This is a genomic window from Corynebacterium sp. HMSC072A04 (genome assembly GCF_001809235.1).
Taxonomy (GTDB): domain Bacteria; phylum Actinomycetota; class Actinomycetes; order Mycobacteriales; family Mycobacteriaceae; genus Corynebacterium; species Corynebacterium hiratae.
The window spans coordinates 26,035-49,107 of sequence record NZ_KV796804.1 but is presented as its reverse complement, the minus strand read 5'-3'; the positions used below and the strand labels follow the sequence as shown (position 1 = coordinate 49,107).

The window sequence follows — 23,073 nt, the reverse complement described above, 5'->3', positions numbered from 1 at the left end:
CGTGCCCAGCCCCGAGAGCTGAGCGCTAATGGCCACTGCATTCTGAGTTTAGTCGATTAGAGTATTTCCTCCGGATCCTGCTCCAACCCGTAGCGCAAGGCAGCGATGACCCCCGGTGCCACATTCGGACCGCCGCGCAGCTGAATATCATCTTCCGCGAAGGGACCGGCCTCCGCTAGTTCCTCCTCGGTTGGACGCAATTGCAGCAGGGTGAGCTCGGCGCCGTTCTCCTCGAACTCCGTGGCGCCGTCCGCGGAGCTACCGTCCATAGCGGTAGCGCGCAATACCCCGGAGAAGAGGCGGGCGGGGCGGGCGTCGGCAAGCGCGGCGTCTGAGGTGTCCTTAAACGTGATCTCCTGTGCCAGGATGACCCCGGCGATCTCCTGTGGCCAGGCCAGGCGGGAGACGTAGTCCGCGAGGTGCTCGGAACCCGGCTCGATGCCTTCCGGCAACTCTTGCACCACGAGCGTGAGGGGAGAGGAGTCGTCGACGTCACCGAGCTGTGCGGCCACCAGCTCAGTGGGGACGAGAGCAAAAAGGGTAGGAGGCGCATCCCAGCCCTCGGCGTGGATGAAGTCCACGGCTTCGCGCATGGCCTTGTTGAGCGCGCGGTGTACAGCGGGCTGGGAGGAAGGTTGGGAACTCATAAGCGTCCTTGTTCGTTGACGGTCATAGTGCTTCTCTAGACTAGAAGCTTGATACCTCTATATTCGCACGACACTTGATTGGAGCTGGAGTTGGCTTCCGGACTCAACCGACCCACCGCCCCGATGAAACGTCCACCCAAATTTCTCTCGTGGGTTGTCGCCATCATCGCGGTCCTCTTGTTCATTGGCCCCATGCTCGTGGGCTTTTATACAGATTGGAAGTGGTTCGGCGCGATTGAGTACCGCGGGGTCTTCACCAAGACCCTGGTGACGCGCATCGTGCTTTTCTTCCTCTTCGGCCTCGTAGCGGCAGCCATCACCTACGTGGCAGGCCTCGTGGTCTGGCGGGGGCGCGGGGACTCGATGGACATGGCGGATTTCAATTCCCCGGTCTACCAGTACCGCAAATCCATTGAGAGCACGATGAACGTGTTCTTGAAGGTTATCCCGGTACTCGTCGGTGTCGTCTCAGGCCTGTTGGGGCAAGCAAACTGGCGGACCGTCATGCTCTTCCTCAACTCCCACGATTTTGGGGTAAAGGATCCGCAGTTCAACCACGACCTCGGCTTCTACGCCTTCAGCCTGCCGGTGTGGACGATGTTGGTCAGCGCCTTCTCCATGCTGCTGGCAGTGTGCTTCCTCATTGCGTTGGTGGGGCACTACATTCTCGGCGGGATTCGCCTGGGCAACCGCGCCGCTGGCGTGCGTGGTTCGCTCTCGAAAGCCGCACGCACCCAGCTGGCCGTGACCGCCGGCCTGTGGATGTTGCTGCAGGTGGCTGGGTACTGGTTAGGCCGCTACCAGCTGCTCTACACCGAGCACTCGCTGTTTACGGGTGGTTCCTACACCGACATCAACGCCTACCTGCCGGCCAAGATCATCCTCATGATCATTGGCGTCTTCGTGGCCGTGGCAATCTTCTCTGCAGTGGTCATCAAGGACCTGCGTATCCCTGGCCTGGCCGTGGTGCTCATGGTTCTGTCCTCGTTGGTCATCGGCCAGGGCTGGCCGCTCATTATGGAGCGCTTCTCCGTTAACCCGAACCGTCAGGCCAAAGAGGCGGAGTCCATCTCCCGCAACATCGAGTCCACCCGCTTTGCCTACGGCCTTACCGATGACAAGGTGACCTACGAGGAGAACTGGGGCGCGGAGGACGTCGCCGATGACAAGGTTGCTTCCGATGACTCCACCATTTCCAACCTGCGCCTGCTGGACCCGGATATTTTGGCGCCGACGTTTACTCAGATGCAGCAGCTGAAGAACTTCTACGGTTTCCCAGAGACGCTGGCGATGGACCGCTATGAAATCGACGGCGAGCTGCGTGACTTCGTGGTCGCGGCCCGTGAGCTGGATCCGAATGAGCTGCAGGAAAACCAGCAGAACTGGATTAACCGCCACACCGTGTACACCCACGGCAACGGTTTCATCGCGGCGCAGGCCAACACGGTCGATGAGGTGGCTCGTGACGCTGGTTCCGCCCGTGGTGGTTTCCCCATCTTTACTGTGGCTGACCTGCAGACACAGGCAGGCGAGGACGCTGAAGGTGAGGGCGAGACCCAGAGCGCTGAGGAGTCGCTCGGCATCAAGGTGGACCAGCCGCGCATTTACTACGGCCCGGTGATCGCCAGCGCCCAAGACGGCATGGACTACGCCATCGTGGGCCAGACGGGCGACGCCGCCGTGGAGTACGACACCGATACCGCCACCTACACCTACGACGGCAAGGGTGGCGTGGACATCGGCAACATTGTCGACCGCACTGCTTTTGCCCTGAAGTACCAGGAACTGAACTTCCTGCTCTCGGACCGCGTGGGCTCGGAATCCAAGCTGCTCTATGACCGCGATCCGCGCGAGCGCGTAGAGAAGGTCGCCCCGTGGCTGACCACGGATTCCTCCACCTACCCGGCGGTCATCGACGGCCGCATCAAGTGGATCGTTGACGGCTACACCACCCTGGATTCCTTGCCGTACACGCAGCGCACCTCCCTGACAGAGACCACCCAGGATGCACAGAACCCGACGGGTACGACGCAGCGTTTGGTCAACGATCGGGTGGGCTACATCCGTAACTCGGTCAAGGCGACTGTCGACGCCTACGATGGCACCGTCGATCTCTACGAGTTCGACACCGAAGACCCCGTGCTCAAGGCATGGGAGGGTGTTTTCCCGGGCGTCGTCAAGCCCGAGTCGGAGATTTCCGACGAGCTGCGTCAGCACATGCGTTACCCGGAGGACATGTTCAAGGTGCAGCGCAACCTGCTGGCCAAGTACCACGTGGATGACCCGGGCGTCTTCTTCAACAACGACGCCTTCTGGTCCGTGCCGGAAGACCCGACCGCGGGCGAGGCTCAGGGCCTGAACCAGCCGCCGTACTATGTGCTGGCTTCCGACCCGGAGACCAACAAGCCGAGCTTCCAGCTCATCACCTCCTACCGTGGTTTGAACCGTCAGTTCCTGTCCGCCCACATGGCGGTGTCTTCCGACCCGGACACCTACGGTGACATCACCGTGCGCGTGCTGCCGACGAACACCCAGACCCAGGGCCCGAAGCAGGCGCAGGATGCCATGATGTCTTCTGATCAGGTGGCGCGTGACCGCACCCTGTGGGAAGGCTCGAATGACCTGAAGAACGGTAACCTGTTGGCCCTGCCGGTCGGTGGGGGAGAGATCCTCTACTTGGAGCCGATTTACTCGCAGCGTAAGGGCCAGGAGTCTGCGTTCCCGAAGTTGCTTCGCGTGCTCGTTTCCTACAAGGGCCGCGTGGGCTATGCGCCGACGATTGGTGAGGCCCTAGAGCAGGTGGGCATCGACCCGAAGGCCGCCCAGGACATCACCGAGATTGAGGGTGACTCCGGCAATGAGACGGAGAAGGATGGGCAACCTGCCGATGGAGACAAGAAGGACGCAAAGGACTCTAAGGAGTCCGAGGCTGCCGCACCGGCATCCGCTCCGAAGGCATCTAGTGAAGGCGAGGCTATCGACGCCATCAACAAGGCTCTCGATGGCGTGGACAAGGCCAAGAACGGATCCTTCGAGGAGTACGGCAAGGCCTTGGACGAGCTGGACAAGGCAGTGGAGGACTACCGCTCCCTGCAGTCTCAGTAACTCCGAATTGGCGCCGGTGTAAGAGCCTGGCGCCTTACCTTTGAAATGGCGCCTGCCCAGGGGATTTGGGTAGGCGCCAAGGTGTCTGTATAGTTACATCCGTCGCCAGCACACGGGACAGTGTGCAGAGCGCTTGATGTTTGGAAGTACATCTCGACGCGGGGTGGAGCAGCTCGGTAGCTCGCTGGGCTCATAACCCAGAGGTCGTAGGTTCGAATCCTGCCCCCGCTACCAACTTCCAAGCCCCTACCAGGAGAAACACTGGTAGGGGCTTTAGTTATTTCTCTTAAGGCGCACGTCCTGGGACTCAAATCGGGACTTTAGCGATGGCATTTTGTCACTTAAGCCGGTTTGGAAGTGATGGGGTTAAGTGACAATTTTCGATTTTGTGACCTTGGATGACTGTGTCGTTTTGAGGAGTCGTCTGCACGGATTTCAGAAGTCCTCTGTACTATCGCCATCCACTCCGGAGAGGCCGCGGGCGTTCGTCCACTTCATCTGGAACGCGATTCGACAGAGCGCATTCAATACGATGGTCTTTTTCTCCCTGCGAAGGATGGGGGCAGTTTAGGGTGCCAGGGTGTTGACCAGATCGAGGAATTCCTCAGCGTAGGCAATTTGCTTGCGTAGCTTTTCGTAGCGGGTGCGCGTCTCCTCACGAATGTCGGCAAGGGTGGCCTTGGCATTACTCCGTGCCTGCTGTGCGGTATCACTGTCCTGCCCGCCATCTGAACTATGAAGAATCTCCGCAGCTTCCAGGAATTCCCGCATCTGATCCAGAGTAAACCCCAGCGGTTTCATCCGTCGCACCAGCAAAACACGACGTACATCAGCCTCACTATAAAGCCTGAACCCACCAGGGCTACGCCCCGATGGGGTAATCAGGCCGACGTTGTCATAATAACGCAAGGTGGGAATCGACAACCCCGTCTGGTCAACGACCTCGCCGATCTTGAAATTACTGTTTTGCATTGCCTGTTCTCCTTCACGGTGATGTTGCCCACGGGTTCCTGTGCCTGGGTTGGCGGTTGAGTAAAACTCCCGCTACCATGACCACCATCACCAAACCTAAAGTTACTAGAGGGTTGGATTCCTTTCGGGCGTTCGCCCAGTTACCTATCCCCTCAAAGATTGGACATCTATGACTGAAACTAGCACGGCGGCCCCCCGCCCCCTCCTGAGTCCAGACGGCGCTGATGCCCCTACCGGGATCATCGCATCCTTCCGTTACGCATTTTCTTCCCCCGCCCGTATCCGTATAGAGATTCTGGCCGGACTGGCGGTATCCCTGGCGCTGATCCCTGAGGCCATTGCCTTTTCCATCCTTGCCGGTGTTGACCCAGCCATGGGTCTGTTTTCCTCGGTAGTCATGGCCATTGCGATCGCCTTTACCGGTGGCCGCCCGGCAATGATCACCGGCGCCACCGGGGCTATTGCCCTAGTCATTGCTCCTGTGGCGCGTGGTTACGGGATGGATTATTTCATCGCCACCGTCCTGTTGGGCGGTGTCCTACAAATCGTGCTCGGCGCCCTCGGTGTGGCGAAACTTCAGCGTTTTATCCCCCGATCGGTGATGCTGGGTTTCGTCAATGCACTGGGCATTATGATTTTCACCGCCCAACTCGAACACCTCATTGATGTGCCTTGGATAGTCTACCCACTCGTCGGCTTGGGTGTGGTGATCATGATTTTCTTCCCCAAGCTCACCAGTGTGATCCCCGCCCCGCTGGTCACGATTATCGTGCTCACCGGTTTGGTCATTGCCGCCGGTTTGACTGTCCCGACGGTCTCGGACATGGGCAAGATGCCGGAGACCTTACCGTCCCTGTTTATTCCGAACGTGCCGTGGACGTTGGAGACCCTGCAGATCATCGCGCCTTATGCCCTGGCCATGGCCGTGGTCGGTCTCATGGAATCGTTGATGACCGCCAAGCTCGTCGATGACATCACCGACACTCATTCCGATAAAACTCGTGAATCCTGGGGACAGGGGGTGGCTAATATTGCCTCCGGTTTCTTCGGCGGCATGGGTGGCTGCGCGATGATCGGTCAAACCATGATCAACGTCCGCGAATCCGGGGCACGTACCCGCCTATCCACCCTGTTAGCCGGTGTGTTCCTGCTGGTCCTGGTCCTGGCACTGGGCGACATCGTTGGCATGATCCCGATGGCTGCGCTGGTGGCAATCATGATCATGGTCTCGGTCGGCACCATCGACTGGCACTCGGTGCATCCACGCACCCTTAAACTCATGCCGGTCTCTGAGACCATTGTTATGGCCGTGACGATTATTGCCACCCTAGCCACCAGCAACCTGGCCATTGGTGTGGTGTTGGGTGTGGTCACCGCGATGATCATGTTCGCCCGTCGGATGGCACATATCGCTTCCATTGAAAAGGTCTCCGAGATCGACGGCGACGGCGATGGAGAGATTGATACTCGTACCTACCGGGTGCATGGCCAGTTGTTTTGGGCATCAAGCAATGACCTGGTTTATCGCTTTGATTACACCGATTCTGCCCGTCATATCACTATTGATCTCACTGAGGCGGAGATCTGGGATGCCTCCACGGTCGCGACCTTTGACGCGATTACGCAGAAGTTCCAGGACAGAGGCAAAACCGTGTCCATTATCGGGCTCGACGGTCCCAGTCAGGACCGGCTGAACCGCCTGTCTGGCCGGCTTGGCACCGGCCACTAACATCCCCCGACTCGAGCACATCGACTTGGCGCCCCAACTTATAACCGGGGCGCCAGTTTATTGGTGCTGTTGCAAAGTTGGGGCATAGGAAGAGCATAAAAGAAGCGTAGCGGTTAACCGCTACGCTGTGTTGTGGGGATTTTTACTTTTTACGGTGCACGTGTTCTAGTTAGTGGTTCGTTTCTTTCCTCGGGTGATTGCGACGGTATTCCTCGACTAAGTGAGCAATACCCGGCGCAGCCTGGGACAACATCCAGGTCATAAGCGCTATAAGAACCCCTATGACGATAAGTGTTAACGCCAACCATCCCAGTGTTGGGCCGATGCCGTTGGCCTCCTGGACGTGACCCCACAAGGCAGACACGCCGTCGGGTATGCCGAGCATACTTAGCAGCCCGTTCCCCAAGGCTCCGACAGCAACGAGTGCGATAGCAACGAAGAGAACACTGGCTGCAATCCACGAGGCAGACATGCAGGCCTTAATAAAGTTCGTGTTCGACTTTTCCATGTCGTCGTTGTACTTTTTGCGCTCTGCACGTATCTTCTCCAGCAGCTTTTCGTTGGACTCCTTCTCCTGGAGCAGGGCGCTGCGAGCCTTCTTAGATGCTTCTGCTGCCTTGTGCAGGCTTTCGGACTCTTTCGACATTGCCTCAGATACAGCTACTTCTACCAGCGGTTCCAGGCTAGAAGTCAGGCTCGAAGTCATCTGAGCGTTCAGGCTCTGGGCTACTGCTTGGCTGGAATCCTTGTCGAGATGGATGGGGCTTTCGGCTGCTTTGAGTACCAGCTGTTGCATCCTTGTCAGACGCGACATCTGCTCGCTTATCTCGATTAGGTACCCTTTTACCCCCTCCAGGCCGTTGGGCAGATCCTCGATGTTCCTTATCAGCCCGGTGATCATCTGCTGCACTTCCATCATCGTTACTTGGAAGTGACTGCTGCTCACGTAGTTCTTGTTTGCGGCGAGATTGCTTTTTACGTTCCTTAATTCGCTTTCCGCTTGCGTCAACCTCGTCGAGAAGTCGCTGGGCAGAGAACTGAGAATGTCCCCTGTATTCTCCGGCAGACTCTTCAGTTTCTCCTGCAGCGTCTTGATAGCCTTCTCCGCCTTGTCCAGGCGTGGGCTGAGAACCTTCAAGACGCTGTCCATCTTGCCTTTCGCCGCTGCTTGGGCTAGCTTCGTCATCTCGGTCACTGACACCATGATTGAATACCTCCTGGTTGTTATAGTTTTCTTCCTCCTCGTCATCGAGAAGGCTGGAGCCGTATTTCGCCTCCAGGTCGTCATCGGTTGAATTGGCTTGAAGTGCTGCAAGCTGCCGCGCAAGAAGGGCTGATTGGGCCTCGTTAACGCGTTCGGTCACACCCTCTAGCGAGTAGCTGCGGCCCAATTTTGAGCCAGCTTTAGCTGCTTTACGCTTTCGAGTACGTCCGGCCTTCGTGGTGTTCGTGAAGTAGGCATCCTCGCCGTCGTCGTCGACCAGGGCCACGGTTAGCGACTCACCCTCGGTTTTTGAGTTGGGCTGCACTTTTAGAGACAGGTTGTATTTGCCAGCAATCTCTACTGCCTTCGCCAGTGGGTCGTCAGCATCTGCCACCTGTTTATCCGCGCACAGCTCATCAATGCGCTTGCGGGCAAAATCAGCCCACGTGGCTGCGGTCAGCTCATCCACGCCCAGGCCCGTCGAGTCTGTGGACTTGCCCTCCTTGCGTGCCCTGCGCTCAGCAGGAAGCAGCGATATTTCCGGCTCTCGCTCCAGGACACGCATCCCCAAATCGCGCATCAGCTCGTCGTTGATATTGCGCAGCTTGTACCAGTTGCGCATATCCCGAGGGGCAGCCTTCTTTGTCTGCGTATCGTGGTTGGCAAAGACGATATGGTTGTGGACACAGCCGCTTTTACTGTCGGTGTGCGTAGCCACGGTAAACGGAACTCCCGTGCCCTGCGTCAGCCGCATCGCCAGCTCTGAGCCAGCCGCATTAGCCCGAGCTACATCGGCCGGGTTATCCTTATCCAGCTCGTCTTTAGCCCACGATTGGATATAAATAATTGCTTCGTCAGTGCGCTGAGCCGGAGCATATCGCTCCATTTCTTCCACACTGGCTTCCATGAAGTCCACACCCGACCAACGGCCAGCCGTAGCCTCCGGAGAAAACGATTCAGCGTTAGGTTGAACCGTGCATAAAGCATCGGCTCGCACCTCACCCTTGCGGGCATTGTCTGCCGTTCCATAGACGGCGTAGACCGTTGCCGCGCGGATATTCTGGCTGTAGTTAATCTTGATTGTGGACAAAGTCCTTCACCTCTTTGCGAAGAGAAGAAACCTCGGAGCCAATGCTTTCTACAGCCTCAGACACGGGGGCCACGCCGTCGATATTCGCGCGGCGAGCCAACTGGTTTAGATTGACGCCAATCCGCCGCAGTTGGTCGTTCATCTCGTCCAGGCGGCGCAGCGTGTCCGGGGGCCAAACGCTTTTGCGTCAGCACGCTCTCCTCCTCCGCGAGGACATAGAGAGCTTCCCGGAACACGACGGCCTTTTGCACCCCTACGACCCGTGCGACCTCCTCGACAAATCGGTCTAAATCCTTATCGAGGCGCACGGTGGTGCGCGAATATGTCGAGAACTTGTCTCGCATATCCACCTCCTACTTATCGTGCTTACTGTGGCAGGGTGGCCCCGACTGCTGATGCAGCCGGGGCCACAGTCTGTTTGTAAGGGTCACGCTTCTCCGGTGTCGGCCCCCTGAATCTGCTGCGCATCTTCAGGCGTACTCGCCACCGTCAAAGACGGCCCTCACAAACAGGCGGCAAGCAAATACGTGCCGCCAGAACGAAACTAAGCCCTGGGGAAGATTCCATCGATCGCGTCGTTGATGCTTTACCGCCGCGCGGTCCATACGAAGCGAAAATCACCGTCCGACTATGGGGCGGAACGACTTACCGCCCGACAATCCGGGCAAGGACAAAGGGGGAATTCCGGCGAATTGCCGTCGAGAAGCGGGACAGCAAGCTCAACTCGACGTCGACCAATTGGGATAAGAGTAAGAACTTCTCGGCGTTCATTACCGACGTTTCTAAGCCGGCCATCCAGGCGGCACGGCTGCGGCCGAACACGCGCGCCCGGTATGAGCTCGCATTGAAACAGGCCGAAGCACAGCTTGGAAAACATGCCATTGGCGAGGCTGTGAAATTCCGAACTCTCGAACGCGCATTGCAGGCCATCGCCACCGCAAACGGGTCGGAATCCGCACGGCAGGCCCGTACTGTCGTGAGCAAGTATATTCTGGATCAACTCATCCGCGAGGGTGTTATCGACCACAACCCGTTACGCGGAATCAGTATCGACCTCGGCGAGGTCAAGAAGGGCAATAAACCGCAAGGCGGTCACGCCCTGACGAACGCACAATACGACGCCGTTGTAGACCATCTCATTGCACGCGATACGGCCAGACCGTTACCACCGGGTACGGACAGACGAGCAAGCTCCATCGCAAAACATGGCAACGTGGTTGCGCTGGCACTACTACAAGCGGGGACGGGACTTCGCATCTCAGAGGCGCTGGCGGCGACGAGACAATCTGTAAAAGTCGCTAATGGGCAAATCGCGATCAGCATTACATCTGATCAATCCAAAACGCACAGAGGCCGTTCTATCCCGTTCCTGGACAAGCGTGTCGAAAAGTTTTGGTTAAACCGGCTCGACGGACTAGGAACGACCGACCCACTGATCCCTTCGCCAGGAGACAAGCAGGCGCACTGGCGCACCGACAACGCCGTGAAAGCGTCAGCGGCTCTGTTTAAAGATGTCGGCGCGCAGCTCCAGGACGACCACATCGCTTTAATGAGATCCCATGACTGGCGCACGGTGCTCAATAACCGGGCCATCGCGCGAGGGGTGCCCGCCCAGGTGCGTGCAGCCTACTTCGGGCATGACGTCGACGTGAACACGCGCAACTACACGGATTGGACTGATGTCGACGCTATGCGGGGAGCCTTGAATCTCGGTGAAGAAAGTGGGACTCAAAACGGGACTTAAGAGTCGGTAATCTGCGGTAAGGCGCAGTAAGGCCCAGTATGCTTATACCTCTCTAATCAGCAGGTAAAAGGGTAATAACTGCAGGTGGCTCGAACTTGAGGGTGAGAACCCAGAGGTCGTCGGTTCGAATCCGGCCCCCGCTACCAACTTCCGGAACCCCACCAGTCAACATGGCTGGTGGGGTTCTTTTTCATTTTCCCTGGTAGGAGCTAAATGGATAGAGTGGGTTCACATCTAAAACGCACGGTAATGGAGGATTATCATGTCTGCTTCGGCTCCACGAGTCTTACTCCTTGGTTTTGGTGCAATCGGACGTCAATTGGTGACACTTTTTGACCCATCGGAATTCGAAGTCAGTGGATTTGTTCGTGATGCTGCCCCGCACCGAGAACGCGGCGCCTTGGGAGTATCGCTTCACAATGATAACCTTCTAGAGCTCATCGATGCCCACGATATTGTGGTTGAATGCGCGGGCGTTGCGGCGGCGAAAGAACATGGACCGGCAGTGATTGCCCGCGGCAAGGATTTGGTGCTGACCTCGGTAGGCGCTTTGGCCGATCCTGACACGCGCCAGGCGCTGCTGTCTGGGCCTGGGAAAGTGCATGTTACCTCCGGTGCGATCGGAGGATTCGATCTGTGGGCGGCATTAGCAGAGTCGAATGCCGTGGATACCGTAAAGATTCGAACCACCAAGAATGCAGAGTCTCTCATTCAAGGCTGGATGAATGATGCTGAGCGCGCTCAATTAGAAAGCCCAACAGAACCGTTTGTACTTTTCAGCGGTAGGCCTAGTGACGCGATTGCAAAATTCCCTGGCAACGTCAATGTTTCCGTCGCTCTTGCTTGGGCAACTCGCGGCAGAGGCTCCAGCGATGACGAGTTGCTTGCGCGATCACTTGAGCGCGTATCGGTGGAACTAGTTGCTTCTCCGAATCTGATTAAAACACGCCATGACATCGAGGTATCAGGCTCCGCCGGCGCTTTCTCTCTGGTTAGCGAATCTTCTCCACATCCAGTGAATCCCAAAACCTCTGCCATTACGGCGTTGTCGGTTGCGCACACTTTGAGGCAGGCGGTGGGCTCGCTTCAGTAGCGGAGGGCTCTGCCCTACAGGGTGGAGTACTACGTCACGACAGTCACCGTAAATAAGCCCCGAAATCTTTGCAGATTCGGGGCTCTAATTACCGTGAATGACGTTCGTGGTCAGCGGGGCTAGCGGTTGAGGCTCCTGATAACAACAACCAGAGCAACGACGAGGCCGAAGAGGACGAGGAGCCCGAGCCCTACCAAGAGGAAGGGGAATCCGGAGAAGAGTGAGGAGTCATCGTCTTCTTGCGCGTGGTTCTCCGTGTCTTCTTTAGCGTCTCTTTCCGCTGGCGCAGAAGGCTTCTCAGTCTCAAGCTTGACTGGCGCAAAGGTCGGCTCCGGAACGGGATCACCCACGGCGTCCGCCACGAGGTCATAGGTCAGCACCGGTAGCTGCGTATTTTCGTCGATTTCCTGGTCGGTCAGTAGCTTCTCGTAGTTGACGGCGATGTATTGCTCGCCGCCCTGCCATACCTTTTCAATTCCTAGACCTCCCGCACCATCGTTGTGTGAGCCACCGTAACGATTAGAGAAGAGGATGGGAGCTGGGTAGCTGAAATCGATCTTGCTGTCCTTTTGAATGGTTGCGTGGGAACCCTCAACGTCAATTTGTGCACGGGCTTTGTTGTACGCGGTAACGATCAGGGCGTCACCCGGTCCATTGTTGTCAAAGTCATCGGCTTCTTCGACCATGGCGATGTTGCCAGCAAGCTGTTGCCCATGTTCGACGGACATGCGGTAAAAGTGGGTTTCGCCGGGGACGATCTGTGCGTGCACCGGCTGCTGCGGGGTGAGCTCAGCTGCGTCGGTGAACCACGTTCCGGGAGTAATCTCGGTGGGGTCACCGGAAGCCGTGACGGTGTCTGGTTCGGTCTTTTCTTCGGCCGGATCTGGTTGGCCCTCCATATCCGGCTCACCGAAGCGGGTAATGGTCACTTCCACCCCGAGCTCTTCATCTTGCTTCCAGTCACCTTTTCGCTGAATCGAAAAAGCGAGCTGATCGGAGTCGCACCCCTCTTCACCACCTTGGGTGCTGTACAAGGTTGCGGTCTGGTACTGGTTCACTGAGGTATCAGTGGCGGAAGCGGAGTCGAGTTCACAGGATAGTTCAGCTGCATCAATACCTAAGTGGAATGATCCGCCTTTTCGGAAATTGTTGATACTTGGTGTTTGCGTCGTGTTGGCGCTGATGACGACGCGCTCGCCTTCAGCAATCGGGGTGGTGAAGAAGGTCTCGGATTCAGCCGAGTGGCCTTTACCTTCCGTGGGAAGAAGAGTGGTGGAGAAGGCCTCTACGTCACGGTCTATTTTGGCGGGAGAGCCCTCGGTTTCGCCACCGTCAATCTCCTCCAAGTCTGACTCATAGGCGTTGAAGGTGCGCGGGGCCGCACGGTTCAGCTCCTTGGCCAAGCTATCGGCGTCGGAGGCGTCGGCGTAGGTGCCGCCGGTGGCGTCGGCAATGCACTGCAGTTCCTGCTGTGCTTCAGGTTCCACGTTGAAGCCGACGGTGTTGATGACTAGGTCGATGCCCTGCTCCTTCAGCTCCTTCGCCACATCGCACACCGGTGGCGGGGTACAGGTGGCAACGCCATCCGAGACCAAGATGATGCTGCGCTGGCCTTCTTTGGGGAGTTCTGCCGCGGCCTTGCGCAGGGACTCGCCGATGGGCGTAAAGCCGCGCGGTTGCAGGCCGTCCATGTGGGCGATCATCTTCTCAGAGTTGCCGGCCTCGGGTGGTGTGACCACGGTGATGTCCTGGCAGCCGGCCGCCTCATCTTCAGGGGCCTCGCCGGTGTTGCCGCCGTAGGTGACAAGCCCCAGAGGGGCGTCGTCACCAGCCTCCGTGATGAAGGTGCGGGCGGCATTTTTGGCGGCATCAATGCGGGTCTGCCCGCCGGCATCGTTTGTGATCATCGAGCCGGAGGAATCGAAGACCACCATGGTTGGGGCCATGGTGCTGGAAGAGGAACCGGAGGCGTTCGTCTCTTCTTCAGCAGTGGCTACTGGAAGGAGACCTGATACAACGGCAAGAGCGGTTGTTCCAAGAACAGCGATCAACGCCGTTAACAGGGGCGTTAGAGAGAAGCGTGACGTGTTTTCCATGTGAGCCAAGCTACATTGAACGCCTGCGTGCCGCTTGCCATCGGAAAGGCGGTGGGGAATATCCCCCGAGCTACCTGCATGATTCTTTTTTAAAATCGCCCCCATGACAGCAGAAGATGACTTTTATGCCCTGAAGTATTCCTTCGACAGTGTCCCCACGCGCCCGATCATCGACTTTGCGGAAAGCTCCCGCCCAGATTCGCCTACCACCTCCAAGCTGTGCGGAACCCCGTACCTGCCAGAGCACGCGCCGTACCCCGAGTACGACGACGAGCCCATGTTCTTTATTGCCCAGTTCAATTTCGCTGAGTTTGAACCGCTTCCCGGTTTCCCTACCTCCGGCCTCCTTCAGCTTTTCGTACCCGGTGAGTACGGATGGGGAATGGAACTCTGTAACAAGTATGTGGCGACAGGTGAACGCACTTCCACGCCCTTCGCTCGATACCTTGAAGACATCTCCGCCCCACACGTAGGCGAGGTGCCGGAGGAAGTAGAGGATTCAGGAGAGCACCCAGCGGAGGAACCGCTGGAGGCTACGACTATCGACGGGAAGCTGAGCGAGCTGAGCGTTACCGAAAACGCGCACGAGTTCGGCCGCACCGCCTTTTGGAACAACGACCTTAGGGCTCTCCTGCGGCGCGGCGAGGACCTGGTGGATGTTCACACATACGGCTGGGACATTATCACGCGGCGCGTTATCGACGGGGAAACCACAATCGAGGCGACCAAGCTCCCCGGCGACACTAAGGCCGGCCAGAAGGAATTGTTCGATGAGATTGTGGCCCGCGTTGAAGCCGAGGGGTTCAGCGTTGATCCCACCGCTGAGGAATCAGAGGAGCGCGTAAACCTCGAGGACGGGCAGTGCGAGGTTCGCCTCGGCGGCTACGCTACCTACTGGAACCCCAGCAAACTTCCTATTAGCGATGAACACATCGCACTCGCGACGGTGGATAATGGTGGCACATTCGAATGGGGTGATGGAGGAATCGGAAACTTCTACATCCACCCCGAGGATCTCGCCGCACGTAACTTCGACAAGGTTCTCTTCGACTGGGACTGCGGCTAAAGCGGCTGCCATCCCTATCGCTCATCCAGCGCCCGCAGATAAAACCACCGGATCAGTGCGCGCCGGGGAATATCGAGCAGCGGGCGCAGGAAGGTTAGGTGGGCGGGCTGGGAGGAGGCGTCGACAAGCAGCAGCGTGCGCCCATCCCGCAGGCGCTCCAGCGTAAAGGTTTCCTCGCCGCGCTCGATATGGCCGGGTAGGGTGCCGTAGGTAAAACCGCAGCGTCCCTCCTCGTGGAACACATCCACCACTCGGCAGCGAAACTCCCACGGCCCCAACCCGAGGCCGACCTCCGCGCCTTCTTCCACCGTGGCGTGGCTCGGGCGAACCCGAAAAAGACCGCTGCGCTGCAGGCCCCAGCGGAACAGTTTGTCTGCGGCAATATCGAAATCGGCGTCTATGACACGGGACATGTGTAGATGCGGGAAGCCCTCAGCGGAGGAATAGGACAGTGGCTCAGGCATGGGGCTTAGCCTAGTCAAACGGCCTTTAGATGATGCTTGAGAAGAGTAAAATAGGGTGTATGCAGGAGAAACAGCAACGCCTTATCGTTCCCGACTTAGCGCGCGGCACGGCGCTGTTGGGGATTGCCATGGCGAACGCCGTGCAGAGCTGGGTTGTGAACGAGTGGTCCTTGGGGCCCAGCTCCACCGTGGGTGGTGTGCGCCCCAGCAGCACTTTAGACATTTTCTCCGCGGTGTTCACCGGCATGTTTGTACGTGTGCGAGGCCTGCCCATGTTCTGCATGCTGCTGGGATTCGGCATTGGTCTCATTGCTGCGAGCCTGCAGCGCAAGGGCTACACCACTACAGAATCACGGCGCGTACTCATCCGCCGCTACGGCCTGCTGGCGGTCTTTGGTCTGGCGCATGGCTTCGTGCTTTTCGACGGCGACATCATGCTGGTCTATGGCCTCATGGGCATCGCTCTGGCGTGGTGTTTTACGCTCTCGACGCGCACTCTGCGGCGCATTGCCTACTGGTTCTTTGGCGGCTATGCGGCTTTCGCCGGTTCGGGTGCATTGGGAGCCTATTTTGGTTACTTCAATCCTCTGCCCAGTTCGCGGCCGATGACCGGTGAACTTGTCACATTCGGCGACTATTTCGCCCGCAACCTGCGCGGTGAGGTTGCTGCCTTGGGGCAGGTCCCCATCGCCTTCGTGGGGCTAGTAGGCGCCTTGCTCATCGGGTACATCTGGGCGCGGGAGGGCGTGCTGGCCAACGTTTCTGCACACCGCCGCACTCTCATCACCTGGGTTGTCATTGCAGGTGTGGTCATCGTCGTTGTGGGGCTTCCGTGGGGGGCTTGCGGCTGCTGGTGTTGTGTCAACCGAATTGGAACCGGTGTTCTTCATGCTGAACCAAGCCTTCGGTTTCCTTACCGGCCCGGGGATCGTGGCAGTGTTGGCACTGCTCACGGAGAAACTCAACAACCGTGTTCCCGGGTGGGCCTATGCTTTCGTGGCGCTGGGCAAGCGCTCGATGTCGGGCTACATTGCGCAGTCGGTCTTCTTCATCATTCTGGTTACCCCGGCTGGCTTCGGGCTCGGTGCGGATGCTTCGGTGAGCGGCAAGTTAGGAATCGGTCTGTTGGTCTTTGTTCTCACGCTGCTTCTTGCCGCTCTGCTTGAGGCTTGGGGCAAGCCCGGCCCGTTCGAGTGGGCGCATCGCCGGTTGGCATACGGTCCAACGGGCCGCATGGATCCCAAATCAGCACCTGCACCGGCCTGATGTTGGTCTAAGCGGCTGATTCCTCACACAGGAGCCAACCGCAGAGCTCCTTTTGGGCGCGGTCGACGCCCCCGGGGTAGCTCTCCTCGAGCTCCAGCTTGACGTTATCAAAAATGCGCTCTGAGATAAGCTCCGCGCGTTCTCTGCTCAGCTTCCCCTGCAGTTCGTCGAGCGGCACCTTGAGTTCCGTATAGGGACTGGGACGGAAGTACCAGGATCGCATGTCGTCGGCGTAGACGACGATAATCGTCTTCGTCATCTGCGATTCCAGCACAACATTTCCAAATACCAGTGACGTCAGCGTCTTCGATTCCATGCCGCGATTGTAGGCTGTCGTCACTGATCTAGCTGCCGAGACAAAAGAAAAGACCCAGAACTTACACGTTCTGGGTCATCGAGAAACTAGTAATTAGCGGTGGAGGCGTGCGTTAAAGATGGCCAGGCCAGGGCCGTGGATTGGCTCCACCTCAACAAGCACTTTGTCCAGCCCGCTGATGTTGATGGGGCCGGAGTTAACCACCTGACCGGGTTTGACGACATAAGACTTCGCGTACTCTGCACGGTTCTTGCCGAGGTAGACCTTCACGACGGCAGAGTCGATGCCTTCCCTGCGCTTGATGTTGTCATCCCAGGCGAGGCTGAAAGTTAGAGTCTTGTACTTGCCGTCCAGATCATCCCGTCCGACGTAGGCTTCAATGTCCGATGTGGTGCGGGTACGGACCATGGTGTCGGAAATGGTTTGGCCATTGACCGTAATACTGTTGACGTAGTCCATGTTCAGCAGGTACTGGCTCGAGTTTGGCTGAACAAGGTTTTCACTCGACACCGATGGGCGCGGAGCCGGTTGGGTCGTGCTGCCGGGGCCAGAGTGCGAGCTGCCAGCGCCGTTAACGGCACCGGTGATGATGGCGATTATCGCGATAATGGCACCAATAATCTGCGGCAGGGTTTGCTCAAGCCTGTAGATATGAATCATGAAAGCTCCTTGAGAGAGAAGAGAATTTGCCAGTATGTGGCAGATTTATAATGCCCCCTGTGTGATTGCTGTGCAATAGCTTGGGGGATCAACTTTAAGGCTTGTTACCTGAGGGGCGTGAGTTTCATGATTTGCGGCCAGTTACATTGAAAGGTCTATTTTCTCTTCCCCCGGGGGTGGGCTCTAGGCGGCGGCGACGGGCTGGATGGAAAGGTAACTCGCATCGCCCGCGCAGCCTTCGAGGCCCTCGACGCGGATGAAAGCGCTGGCGGTTTCGCCGGGCGGGTACACGCGCAAGCCGTCGGCAGACTGGGGCTGGCAGGAAGCGGGGTCGAGGACGCCAACGTTGGTCATCTTGAGGCCCGCGCGGGCCGACTGGCCGGGCTGAAGCGTGACGGTTGTTGCTTCCTTGCCGGTTTCGCGTACGGCGGCGGCGCCAAGCTGGGTGCCGTCGTCGTTGGTGACGGCGGAAACACCGGGGAAGCCGTGCAAGGTGCAGTGCTGAGAGGACGTATTGGTGAAGGTGATGTCCGCTAACCGCGAACCGGCCGCGCCTTGCTCGTTGGCTAGGCCGATATCGAGCTGGGCCGTTGCGCAGGATTCGTTGCCAGCTGCGGCCGGGTCGGTGTTCTGAGTGGATTCAGCGTCGTGGTCTTCCGCAGGTTGGGAGTCCTCTGGGGCCGGAGCATCGGCCTCGGGCGATTGCGGAGCCGCGGGTGCTGGAGCCCCGGATTCGGCGTCGGCGGCCTGGGTGGTTGTAGGGGAGACGTCAGAAAGCGTGGCGTCGGTGCTGTCATCGGTGGCGCAGCCGGCCAGCGCAAGGGCAAGGGAACCGGCGGCGAGAACGGGGAGTAGTCGCTGCGTAGTCATGGGGTGGAGTCTAAGGCTTGGGAGGCTAGAGTTCCTGCAAGGCGGGGAATACCCTCTCCTTGAGTAACGGGGCGACATCGACGTCCGGGGCAGCGGGATCGACCCACGCTAGCTCGGCAATCTCCTTGTCGGGGTGTACAACAGAGATTTCTTCTTCGTAGACATACACGTGCGCGTGGATAGTCTGTGGGGCGTCGTTAGCGGCTGGGGAGATATAGGTGGCAAGCCGGCGCAGCTTGGACATATCGACCACCGCGCGTATGGCTTCGTGGGCGATGAGCTGGGCCGCGCGGGCGGGATTGAGGGTGCTGTCAATGGAGCCGAAAGGCAGGACGAATTCTGGGGTGGAGGTGATGCGGAGGACTAGCACGCGGCCGTGGGTATCACGTAGGACAACGGCGACAATTTCCTCAATGTCTGCAGCGGGTGAAGGAGAATTGGAGGTCTCAGACATGCCTCCATAGTAGGGCCGCCCCGGGGCGGGGAGGCGGTGAAAGAAGAGAGGGGGCACCCGAAAACTGTCAGTAATGTAACGGGTTGGACACAGTCTCACACGTTAGAAACGGCCGCTTCGATGCGCGTGCCATCATGGGTAGGTCTTATAGACCAATACGAGAAGAAGTGAAAGAGGAATTGCTCAATGCGAAAAATTCCGCACCTTAAGAAAGTCCTCGTGGGCTCGGCTTTCGCAGGTGCGTTCTTCCTGGGTAACCCAGCGGCGGGTGCCCAGGATCTCCCCACCATCCCGGAAATCGATTCGGCCGGTTTTGTTGACCAGGTGCGCGCGGACCTGAAGTCCGTAGGTATTGAGACCAAGCCTGTGGACGCAGCGCTGACCGACGCCGTCGACACCGCCGTCAACGGTGCCGCCGCAGCGGCATCGAAGGATGTGAACCAGGCGGTCGAAGGAGCCGTGAACTCTCCTGCGGCGCAGCGCGTCGCGGAGCAGGCGAACCTGCAGACGCAGCTGCCGGCCCCGTCCGAGCAGCAGGATTATGCCGGCGCTGATGCCATCACGGGTGAACCGCTGACGAACCCGACTCCCATCGGGTTGCTGGAGGAGGCCACGCAGCCGGAGTTCGTGCCCCAGGGCACTGATCCGAACTACGTGTGGAAGAACGACCTGTTCTCCAAGATTGCGGCCGGTAAACCGCACGCGGACTATGTTCTGCACCGGGTACCCGGCTCCTTCTACGATGCACCCCAGATTCCCGAGGAATCTAATGTTGCGATGACTGAAGGAAAATCGCTGTATGGCCCGGGTACCCCGCTGTACATCCGTGAGGACACCATGTGCACGCTGACGGCTGCTGGCATGGATGCTGAAGGTCGCAAGGTCGGTATTACCGCCGGTCACTGCGGCAACGTGGGTGATCCGGTGTCGTCGGCGGACTCCTGGCAGGTAGGTCCCACGGGCACCGTGGTGTCCAAGAACGCGCAGCTGGACTACTCGCTCATCGAGTTCGGCTCCCAGGCAGAGGTGACCCGCAGCTACAACGGTGTGACCGCGTACGGGATTGGTGGGGCCACCCAGCCGGGTGACATCACCTGCAAGCGCGGCGTGGCTACCGGCCGCACCTGTGGCATGACCTTCCAGCACAGCCAGAAAATCACCATCAACCAGGTGTGCGCCATGGTTGGAGATTCCGGTGCACCGGTCTTCCACAATGGCCGCATTGTCGGATCGGTATCCCGCGGTCTGATTCCGGGGCTGCCGTCCTGCCGCACCCCGTGGCAGGGTGCACTGCACAACCCGACGGTCGTGTCCAACACCGATGCCATCATCGCGGATTTGAACCGCCGCGAGGGCGTGGGTTCCGGATTCACGATTCCGGAGAACTAGAAGTACGTTTCTAACATTTAAGGCCCCAGATCGTTAAAGATCTGGGGCCTTATTTGATCGAAATGACCTGCGGAGTGCGGTTCGCAGTTCGGCGCTAGGCTGCGGCACCGGCGTGCGGCGCCGCACGGCGCTAGGAGAGGGCGCTGAGGGCGGCGTCGTGAAGCTTGCCGTTGGAGGCCAGAGCCGAGCCGCCGTGGGGGCCGTCTTCGCCGCGGACGTTGGTGAAGCGGCCGCCTGCCTCGGTCACGAGGAGCGCCGGGGCCGCTAGGTCCCAGAGGGAGACCTCGGGCTCGGCGGCGATATCGACGGCGCCTTCGGCCACGAGGCAGTAGTTCCAGAAGTCGCCGTAGCCGCGCAGGCGCCAGACCTTGTCCGTGAAGGAGATGAAAGCGTCGCGGTTTGGCTGCCACCCAGACAAGGAGCTCATGGCCAAGGAAGCATCCTCCAATTTGGAGACCTCGGAGACGCGCAGGCGCTTCGGCTCTCCGCCAAAGACGCGGAAGGCGCCTCCGCCCTTGGCCGCGTACCAGCGGCGCCGCAGGGCTGGGGCGGAGACGACGGAGACGACCGGCTCGCCGTCCTCCAACAGAGCGATCAGCGTGGCCCAGACGGGAACGCCGCGCACGAAGTTTTTTGTGCCGTCAATGGGGTCAATGACCCACTGACGGCCCTCGAAACAAGCCTCGCCGCCAAACTCTTCGCCCAAAACTTCATCGCGCGGGCGGGAGCGCTTCAGTGCCTCACGGATGGCTTTTTCGCAGGCCAAGTCCGCATCGGAGACCGGGGTCATGTCCGGCTTTTCTTTGACGGACAGGTCTGCAGCCTCAAAGCGGTGCATCGTGATGGCGTCCGCATGGCCCGCCATCTCCAATGCCAAGCCGAGATCTTCTTTGTACTTACCCACGGAGCCATTCCTCCATCTGATCAACTACCTGTTTATTACCCGCGATACACCATTCCACACCGCCGGCCTCAACCTTGCGCGCCGCGCCGCCCGCGGCCAGCACCAGCGCCTGGCCGGGATACCAATCCCAGTCCTTGACCGAGTGCTGCATCCACGCGCCCCACGTGCCATCCGCCACGCAGGAGAGATCCACGGAGCCCGCACCCAGCATACGCACGGTGGCGAAGTGCGGAGCTACCTTCTCCCAGGCAGCAGCGATTTTCGGGTCGATCATGGACGTAGGGTGCAGGTACGTCGACAAGCACAGTTTGTCGGCGGGGGTGTCGGCAAGCTTGGCAACGTCCTTGCCATCCAGGCTGGTGGGGAAGTCGCGGCCACCAAACCAGGTGTAGCCCATAGCGGGGCGGTGAACGGCGCCGAGGATGACCCCTTCAGCGTCGATAAGCGCGAGTGCAGAGCACCAGTAATCGAACCCGGAAGCGAAGTTGTAGGTGCCGTCGACGGGGTCGATGACCCAGGTGCGGCCGGAGGCCGACTCACGGTTCGCACCCTCCTCGCCCACGATGCCGTCCTCGCCGCGCAGGGCTTCGAGGACACCAGCGACGAAGCGCTCGGCGGCGAAGTCAGCGTCGGTGACGACATCGGAGACGGAGGTCTTTTGCTCGACGTCTACTCCCTGCTCGCGCAGGCGCCAGGCCAGGCGGCCGGCGTTATAAACAAGCGCCTGGGCAAGGTGGGCGTCGGTATCGTCGGCATGGGCGACGATGAAGGTCTTGATGATGGCATCGATCATCTCGGTGAGGCTTGGCTGGTCACTCATGCCGCCTATTGTCGCGCTAAACGCGGCCGATGGCTAATCAGGGAGAAAGAATAAGTAGAGTAGGGGGCTATGCGTCCGGAACAAACAGCACGACTTGAGGAACTCAGCGCCACCTTGACCTCCATTGAAAAGGTGATGGACCCGGAGGCGGTGTCCGAGCGCGTGCGCGAGCTCGAGGCCCAGGCAGGGGACCCGTCGCTGTGGGATGACCCTGACCATGCACAGAAGGTGACCTCGGAGCTCTCGGCGCAGCAGGCAAAGCTGCGCAAGTTACAGTCCCTGCGCGGGCGGATTGAGGATCTGCCGGTGATGGCGGAGCTGGCGGAAGAAGAGGGCGATGAGGCCTCCCAGGAACTCGTCGACACAGAGTTGAAGGAGCTTGGCGCCGCCATCGAATCGCTCGAGGTGACCACCATGCTCTCTGGCGAGTACGACCAGCGCGAAGCGGTGATTAACATCCGCTCCGGTGCCGGTGGTGTGGATGCCGCGGACTGGGCGGAGATGCTCATGCGCATGTACACGCGCTGGGCGGAAAAGCACGGCCACAAAGTCGATGTCTACGACATTTCCTATGCCGAGGAGGCTGGTATTAAGTCCGCGACCTTCGTGGTGCATGGCGAATACATGTATGGCCAGCTCTCCGTGGAGCAGGGCGCGCACCGCCTCGTGCGCATCTCGCCTTTTGATAACCAAGCCCGCCGCCAGACCTCCTTCGCTGAGGTCGAGGTGCTGCCGGTGGTGGAGCAGACCGACTCCATCGAGGTGCCGGATTCAGAGGTGCGCGTGGACGTCTACCGCTCTTCGGGCCCCGGTGGTCAGTCGGTGAACACGACGGATTCGGCGGTGCGCCTGACACACATCCCGACCGGCATCGTGGTGACCTGTCAGAATGAGAAGTCCCAGATCCAGAACAAGGCCTCTGCCATGCGCGTGCTGCAGGCGAAGCTGCTGGAGCGCAAGCGCCAGGAGGAGCGCGCGGAGCTCGATGCACTGGGCGCGGGTGGCAATGCCTCCTGGGGCAACCAGATGCGTTCCTATGTGCTGCATCCGTACCAGATGGTCAAGGATCTGCGCACTAACTATGAGGTAGGAGACCCTTCCAAGGTATTGGATGGGGATATCGATGGCTTCCTGGAATCCGGGATCCGGTGGCGCATGGCGCAGCAGGAGCCCTAGGCCCGAGT

At 59.2% G+C, this 23,073-nt stretch carries 21 protein-coding genes and 1 tRNA gene; 9 read left to right on the top strand and 13 right to left on the bottom strand.

Annotation, left to right across the window (positions count from 1 at the left end; all coding sequences use genetic code 11):
- Positions 1-56 precede the first annotated feature (56 nt).
- Positions 57-647 carry a PPA1309 family protein gene (locus tag HMPREF2565_RS09550; RefSeq protein ID WP_071407231.1) on the bottom strand — a complete coding sequence of 197 codons (591 nt, stop codon included), beginning with the start codon at positions 645-647 and terminating at the stop codon, positions 57-59.
- Between the two features lie 123 nt (positions 648-770).
- Between HMPREF2565_RS09550 and HMPREF2565_RS09545 the strand changes: the two genes are divergently transcribed.
- Both HMPREF2565_RS09545 and HMPREF2565_RS09540 read left to right on the top strand, forming a co-directional pair.
- Entirely contained in the window at positions 771-3,752 is a 2,982-nt protein-coding gene (locus HMPREF2565_RS09545) for a UPF0182 family protein (RefSeq protein ID WP_071407268.1), read from the top strand.
- Positions 3,753-3,909: 157 nt separating this feature from the next.
- A tRNA-Met gene (locus HMPREF2565_RS09540) sits at positions 3,910-3,986 on the top strand.
- Positions 3,987-4,319: 333 nt separating this feature from the next.
- On the opposite strand, the gene HMPREF2565_RS09535 is transcribed toward HMPREF2565_RS09540, so the two are convergent.
- Complete coding sequence (locus HMPREF2565_RS09535; protein ID WP_005293770.1) at positions 4,320-4,724, bottom strand: MerR family transcriptional regulator; 405 nt, start codon at positions 4,722-4,724, stop codon at positions 4,320-4,322.
- Between the two features lie 169 nt (positions 4,725-4,893).
- On the opposite strand from HMPREF2565_RS09535, the gene HMPREF2565_RS09530 reads away from it, so the two are divergent.
- Positions 4,894-6,453, top strand: a complete 1,560-nt coding sequence (locus HMPREF2565_RS09530; protein WP_034664651.1) for a SulP family inorganic anion transporter — start codon at positions 4,894-4,896, stop codon at positions 6,451-6,453.
- A 169-nt stretch (positions 6,454-6,622) separates the two neighbouring features.
- Here HMPREF2565_RS09530 and HMPREF2565_RS09525 read toward each other — a convergent pair whose 3' ends face one another.
- The 3 genes from HMPREF2565_RS09525 to mobC are packed head-to-tail and all read right to left on the bottom strand — an operon-like array spanning position 6,623 to position 8,889.
- Entirely contained in the window at positions 6,623-7,099 is a 477-nt protein-coding gene (locus tag HMPREF2565_RS09525; RefSeq protein WP_012359769.1) for a hypothetical protein, read from the bottom strand.
- 37 nt (positions 7,100-7,136) lie between these two features.
- Entirely contained in the window at positions 7,137-8,747 is a 1,611-nt protein-coding gene (locus HMPREF2565_RS13520) for a relaxase/mobilization nuclease domain-containing protein (protein ID WP_084738728.1), read from the bottom strand.
- Complete coding sequence (mobC, locus tag HMPREF2565_RS14290) at positions 8,728-8,889, bottom strand: plasmid mobilization relaxosome protein MobC (protein ID WP_246819137.1); 162 nt, start codon at positions 8,887-8,889, stop codon at positions 8,728-8,730. The genes HMPREF2565_RS13520 and mobC overlap by 20 nt, the downstream gene beginning before the upstream one ends.
- Positions 8,890-9,591: 702 nt before the next feature.
- Between mobC and HMPREF2565_RS14285 the strand changes: the two genes are divergently transcribed.
- Together HMPREF2565_RS14285 and HMPREF2565_RS09510 are read left to right on the top strand one after the other, a co-directional pair.
- Positions 9,592-10,491, top strand: coding sequence for a site-specific integrase (locus HMPREF2565_RS14285; protein WP_232760996.1), 900 nt, complete (start codon positions 9,592-9,594; stop codon positions 10,489-10,491).
- A 262-nt stretch (positions 10,492-10,753) separates the two neighbouring features.
- Positions 10,754-11,584 carry an aspartate dehydrogenase domain-containing protein gene (locus HMPREF2565_RS09510; RefSeq protein WP_010189137.1) on the top strand — a complete coding sequence of 277 codons (831 nt, stop codon included), beginning with the start codon at positions 10,754-10,756 and terminating at the stop codon, positions 11,582-11,584.
- A 119-nt stretch (positions 11,585-11,703) separates the two neighbouring features.
- Here HMPREF2565_RS09510 and HMPREF2565_RS09505 read toward each other — a convergent pair whose 3' ends face one another.
- Positions 11,704-13,680, bottom strand: coding sequence for a vWA domain-containing protein (locus HMPREF2565_RS09505; RefSeq protein WP_246819136.1), 1,977 nt, complete (start codon positions 13,678-13,680; stop codon positions 11,704-11,706).
- A 103-nt stretch (positions 13,681-13,783) separates the two neighbouring features.
- Between HMPREF2565_RS09505 and HMPREF2565_RS09500 the strand changes: the two genes are divergently transcribed.
- The gene (locus HMPREF2565_RS09500) at positions 13,784-14,746 is read left to right on the top strand and encodes a YwqG family protein (RefSeq protein ID WP_071407229.1); all 963 of its coding nucleotides are present in this window, start codon (positions 13,784-13,786) and stop codon (positions 14,744-14,746) included.
- Positions 14,747-14,760: 14 nt separating this feature from the next.
- Here the strand turns inward: HMPREF2565_RS09500 and HMPREF2565_RS09495 are convergent, their stop codons facing one another.
- Entirely contained in the window at positions 14,761-15,210 is a 450-nt protein-coding gene (locus HMPREF2565_RS09495) for a DUF1990 family protein (protein WP_071407228.1), read from the bottom strand.
- Positions 15,211-16,014: 804 nt separating this feature from the next.
- Between HMPREF2565_RS09495 and HMPREF2565_RS14280 the strand changes: the two genes are divergently transcribed.
- Positions 16,015-16,476 carry a DUF418 domain-containing protein gene (locus tag HMPREF2565_RS14280; RefSeq protein WP_371441014.1) on the top strand — a complete coding sequence of 154 codons (462 nt, stop codon included), beginning with the start codon at positions 16,015-16,017 and terminating at the stop codon, positions 16,474-16,476.
- Between the two features lie 7 nt (positions 16,477-16,483).
- On the opposite strand, the gene HMPREF2565_RS09485 is transcribed toward HMPREF2565_RS14280, so the two are convergent.
- The 4 genes from HMPREF2565_RS09485 to HMPREF2565_RS09470 all read right to left on the bottom strand — a co-directional run bounded on the left by HMPREF2565_RS09485 (position 16,484) and on the right by HMPREF2565_RS09470 (position 18,776).
- The gene (locus HMPREF2565_RS09485; RefSeq protein WP_071407227.1) at positions 16,484-16,792 is read right to left on the bottom strand and encodes a hypothetical protein; all 309 of its coding nucleotides are present in this window, start codon (positions 16,790-16,792) and stop codon (positions 16,484-16,486) included.
- A gap of 93 nt (positions 16,793-16,885) precedes the next feature.
- Positions 16,886-17,452, bottom strand: a complete 567-nt coding sequence (locus tag HMPREF2565_RS09480; RefSeq protein ID WP_071407226.1) for a hypothetical protein — start codon at positions 17,450-17,452, stop codon at positions 16,886-16,888.
- Positions 17,453-17,635: 183 nt separating this feature from the next.
- Positions 17,636-18,322: a DUF4232 domain-containing protein gene (locus HMPREF2565_RS09475; RefSeq protein ID WP_071407225.1), complete on the bottom strand. Its 687-nt coding sequence runs from the start codon at positions 18,320-18,322 to the stop codon at positions 17,636-17,638.
- Between the two features lie 25 nt (positions 18,323-18,347).
- Positions 18,348-18,776, bottom strand: coding sequence for an NUDIX hydrolase (locus HMPREF2565_RS09470; RefSeq protein ID WP_070512073.1), 429 nt, complete (start codon positions 18,774-18,776; stop codon positions 18,348-18,350).
- Positions 18,777-18,962: 186 nt separating this feature from the next.
- Here HMPREF2565_RS09470 and HMPREF2565_RS09465 point away from each other — a divergent pair, with 186 nt between their 5' ends.
- A complete protein-coding gene (locus HMPREF2565_RS09465) occupies positions 18,963-20,165 on the top strand; it encodes a S1 family peptidase (RefSeq protein ID WP_070512070.1) in 1,203 nt (400 codons plus the stop codon).
- Between the two features lie 130 nt (positions 20,166-20,295).
- On the opposite strand, the gene hisN is transcribed toward HMPREF2565_RS09465, so the two are convergent.
- Both hisN and HMPREF2565_RS09455 read right to left on the bottom strand, forming a co-directional pair.
- Complete coding sequence (gene hisN / locus HMPREF2565_RS09460; protein ID WP_070512067.1) at positions 20,296-21,069, bottom strand: histidinol-phosphatase; 774 nt, start codon at positions 21,067-21,069, stop codon at positions 20,296-20,298.
- Positions 21,062-21,889 (bottom strand): inositol monophosphatase family protein, encoded by an 828-nt coding sequence (locus tag HMPREF2565_RS09455; protein WP_070512064.1) that lies wholly within the window; start codon positions 21,887-21,889, stop codon positions 21,062-21,064. The genes hisN and HMPREF2565_RS09455 overlap by 8 nt, the downstream gene beginning before the upstream one ends.
- A 69-nt stretch (positions 21,890-21,958) precedes the next feature.
- On the opposite strand from HMPREF2565_RS09455, the gene prfB reads away from it, so the two are divergent.
- Positions 21,959-23,065 carry a peptide chain release factor 2 gene (prfB, locus tag HMPREF2565_RS09450; protein WP_070821264.1) on the top strand — a complete coding sequence of 369 codons (1,107 nt, stop codon included), beginning with the start codon at positions 21,959-21,961 and terminating at the stop codon, positions 23,063-23,065.
- Positions 23,066-23,073 lie beyond the last annotated feature (8 nt).

What these genes read in the sequence shown, in the direction of transcription:
- HMPREF2565_RS09550 (WP_071407231.1), bottom strand. Translation starts at nt 647, where the DNA reads ATGAGTTCCCAACCTTCCTCCCAGCCCGCTGTACACCGCGCGCTCAAC.
- HMPREF2565_RS09545 (WP_071407268.1), top strand. Translation starts at nt 771, where the DNA reads ATGAAACGTCCACCCAAATTTCTCTCGTGGGTTGTCGCCATCATCGCG.
- HMPREF2565_RS09535 (WP_005293770.1), bottom strand. Translation starts at nt 4,724, where the DNA reads ATGCAAAACAGTAATTTCAAGATCGGCGAGGTCGTTGACCAGACGGGG.
- HMPREF2565_RS09530 (WP_034664651.1), top strand. Translation starts at nt 4,894, where the DNA reads ATGACTGAAACTAGCACGGCGGCCCCCCGCCCCCTCCTGAGTCCAGAC.
- HMPREF2565_RS09525 (WP_012359769.1), bottom strand. Translation starts at nt 7,099, where the DNA reads ATGTCGAAAGAGTCCGAAAGCCTGCACAAGGCAGCAGAAGCATCTAAG.
- mobC (WP_246819137.1), bottom strand. Translation starts at nt 8,889, where the DNA reads ATGAACGACCAACTGCGGCGGATTGGCGTCAATCTAAACCAGTTGGCT.
- HMPREF2565_RS09510 (WP_010189137.1), top strand. Translation starts at nt 10,754, where the DNA reads ATGTCTGCTTCGGCTCCACGAGTCTTACTCCTTGGTTTTGGTGCAATC.
- HMPREF2565_RS09505 (WP_246819136.1), bottom strand. Translation starts at nt 13,680, where the DNA reads ATGGAAAACACGTCACGCTTCTCTCTAACGCCCCTGTTAACGGCGTTG.
- HMPREF2565_RS09500 (WP_071407229.1), top strand. Translation starts at nt 13,784, where the DNA reads ATGACAGCAGAAGATGACTTTTATGCCCTGAAGTATTCCTTCGACAGT.
- HMPREF2565_RS09495 (WP_071407228.1), bottom strand. Translation starts at nt 15,210, where the DNA reads ATGCCTGAGCCACTGTCCTATTCCTCCGCTGAGGGCTTCCCGCATCTA.
- HMPREF2565_RS09485 (WP_071407227.1), bottom strand. Translation starts at nt 16,792, where the DNA reads ATGGAATCGAAGACGCTGACGTCACTGGTATTTGGAAATGTTGTGCTG.
- HMPREF2565_RS09480 (WP_071407226.1), bottom strand. Translation starts at nt 17,452, where the DNA reads ATGATTCATATCTACAGGCTTGAGCAAACCCTGCCGCAGATTATTGGT.
- HMPREF2565_RS09475 (WP_071407225.1), bottom strand. Translation starts at nt 18,322, where the DNA reads ATGACTACGCAGCGACTACTCCCCGTTCTCGCCGCCGGTTCCCTTGCC.
- HMPREF2565_RS09470 (WP_070512073.1), bottom strand. Translation starts at nt 18,776, where the DNA reads ATGTCTGAGACCTCCAATTCTCCTTCACCCGCTGCAGACATTGAGGAA.
- HMPREF2565_RS09465 (WP_070512070.1), top strand. Translation starts at nt 18,963, where the DNA reads ATGCGAAAAATTCCGCACCTTAAGAAAGTCCTCGTGGGCTCGGCTTTC.
- HMPREF2565_RS09455 (WP_070512064.1), bottom strand. Translation starts at nt 21,889, where the DNA reads ATGAGTGACCAGCCAAGCCTCACCGAGATGATCGATGCCATCATCAAG.
- prfB (WP_070821264.1), top strand. Translation starts at nt 21,959, where the DNA reads ATGCGTCCGGAACAAACAGCACGACTTGAGGAACTCAGCGCCACCTTG.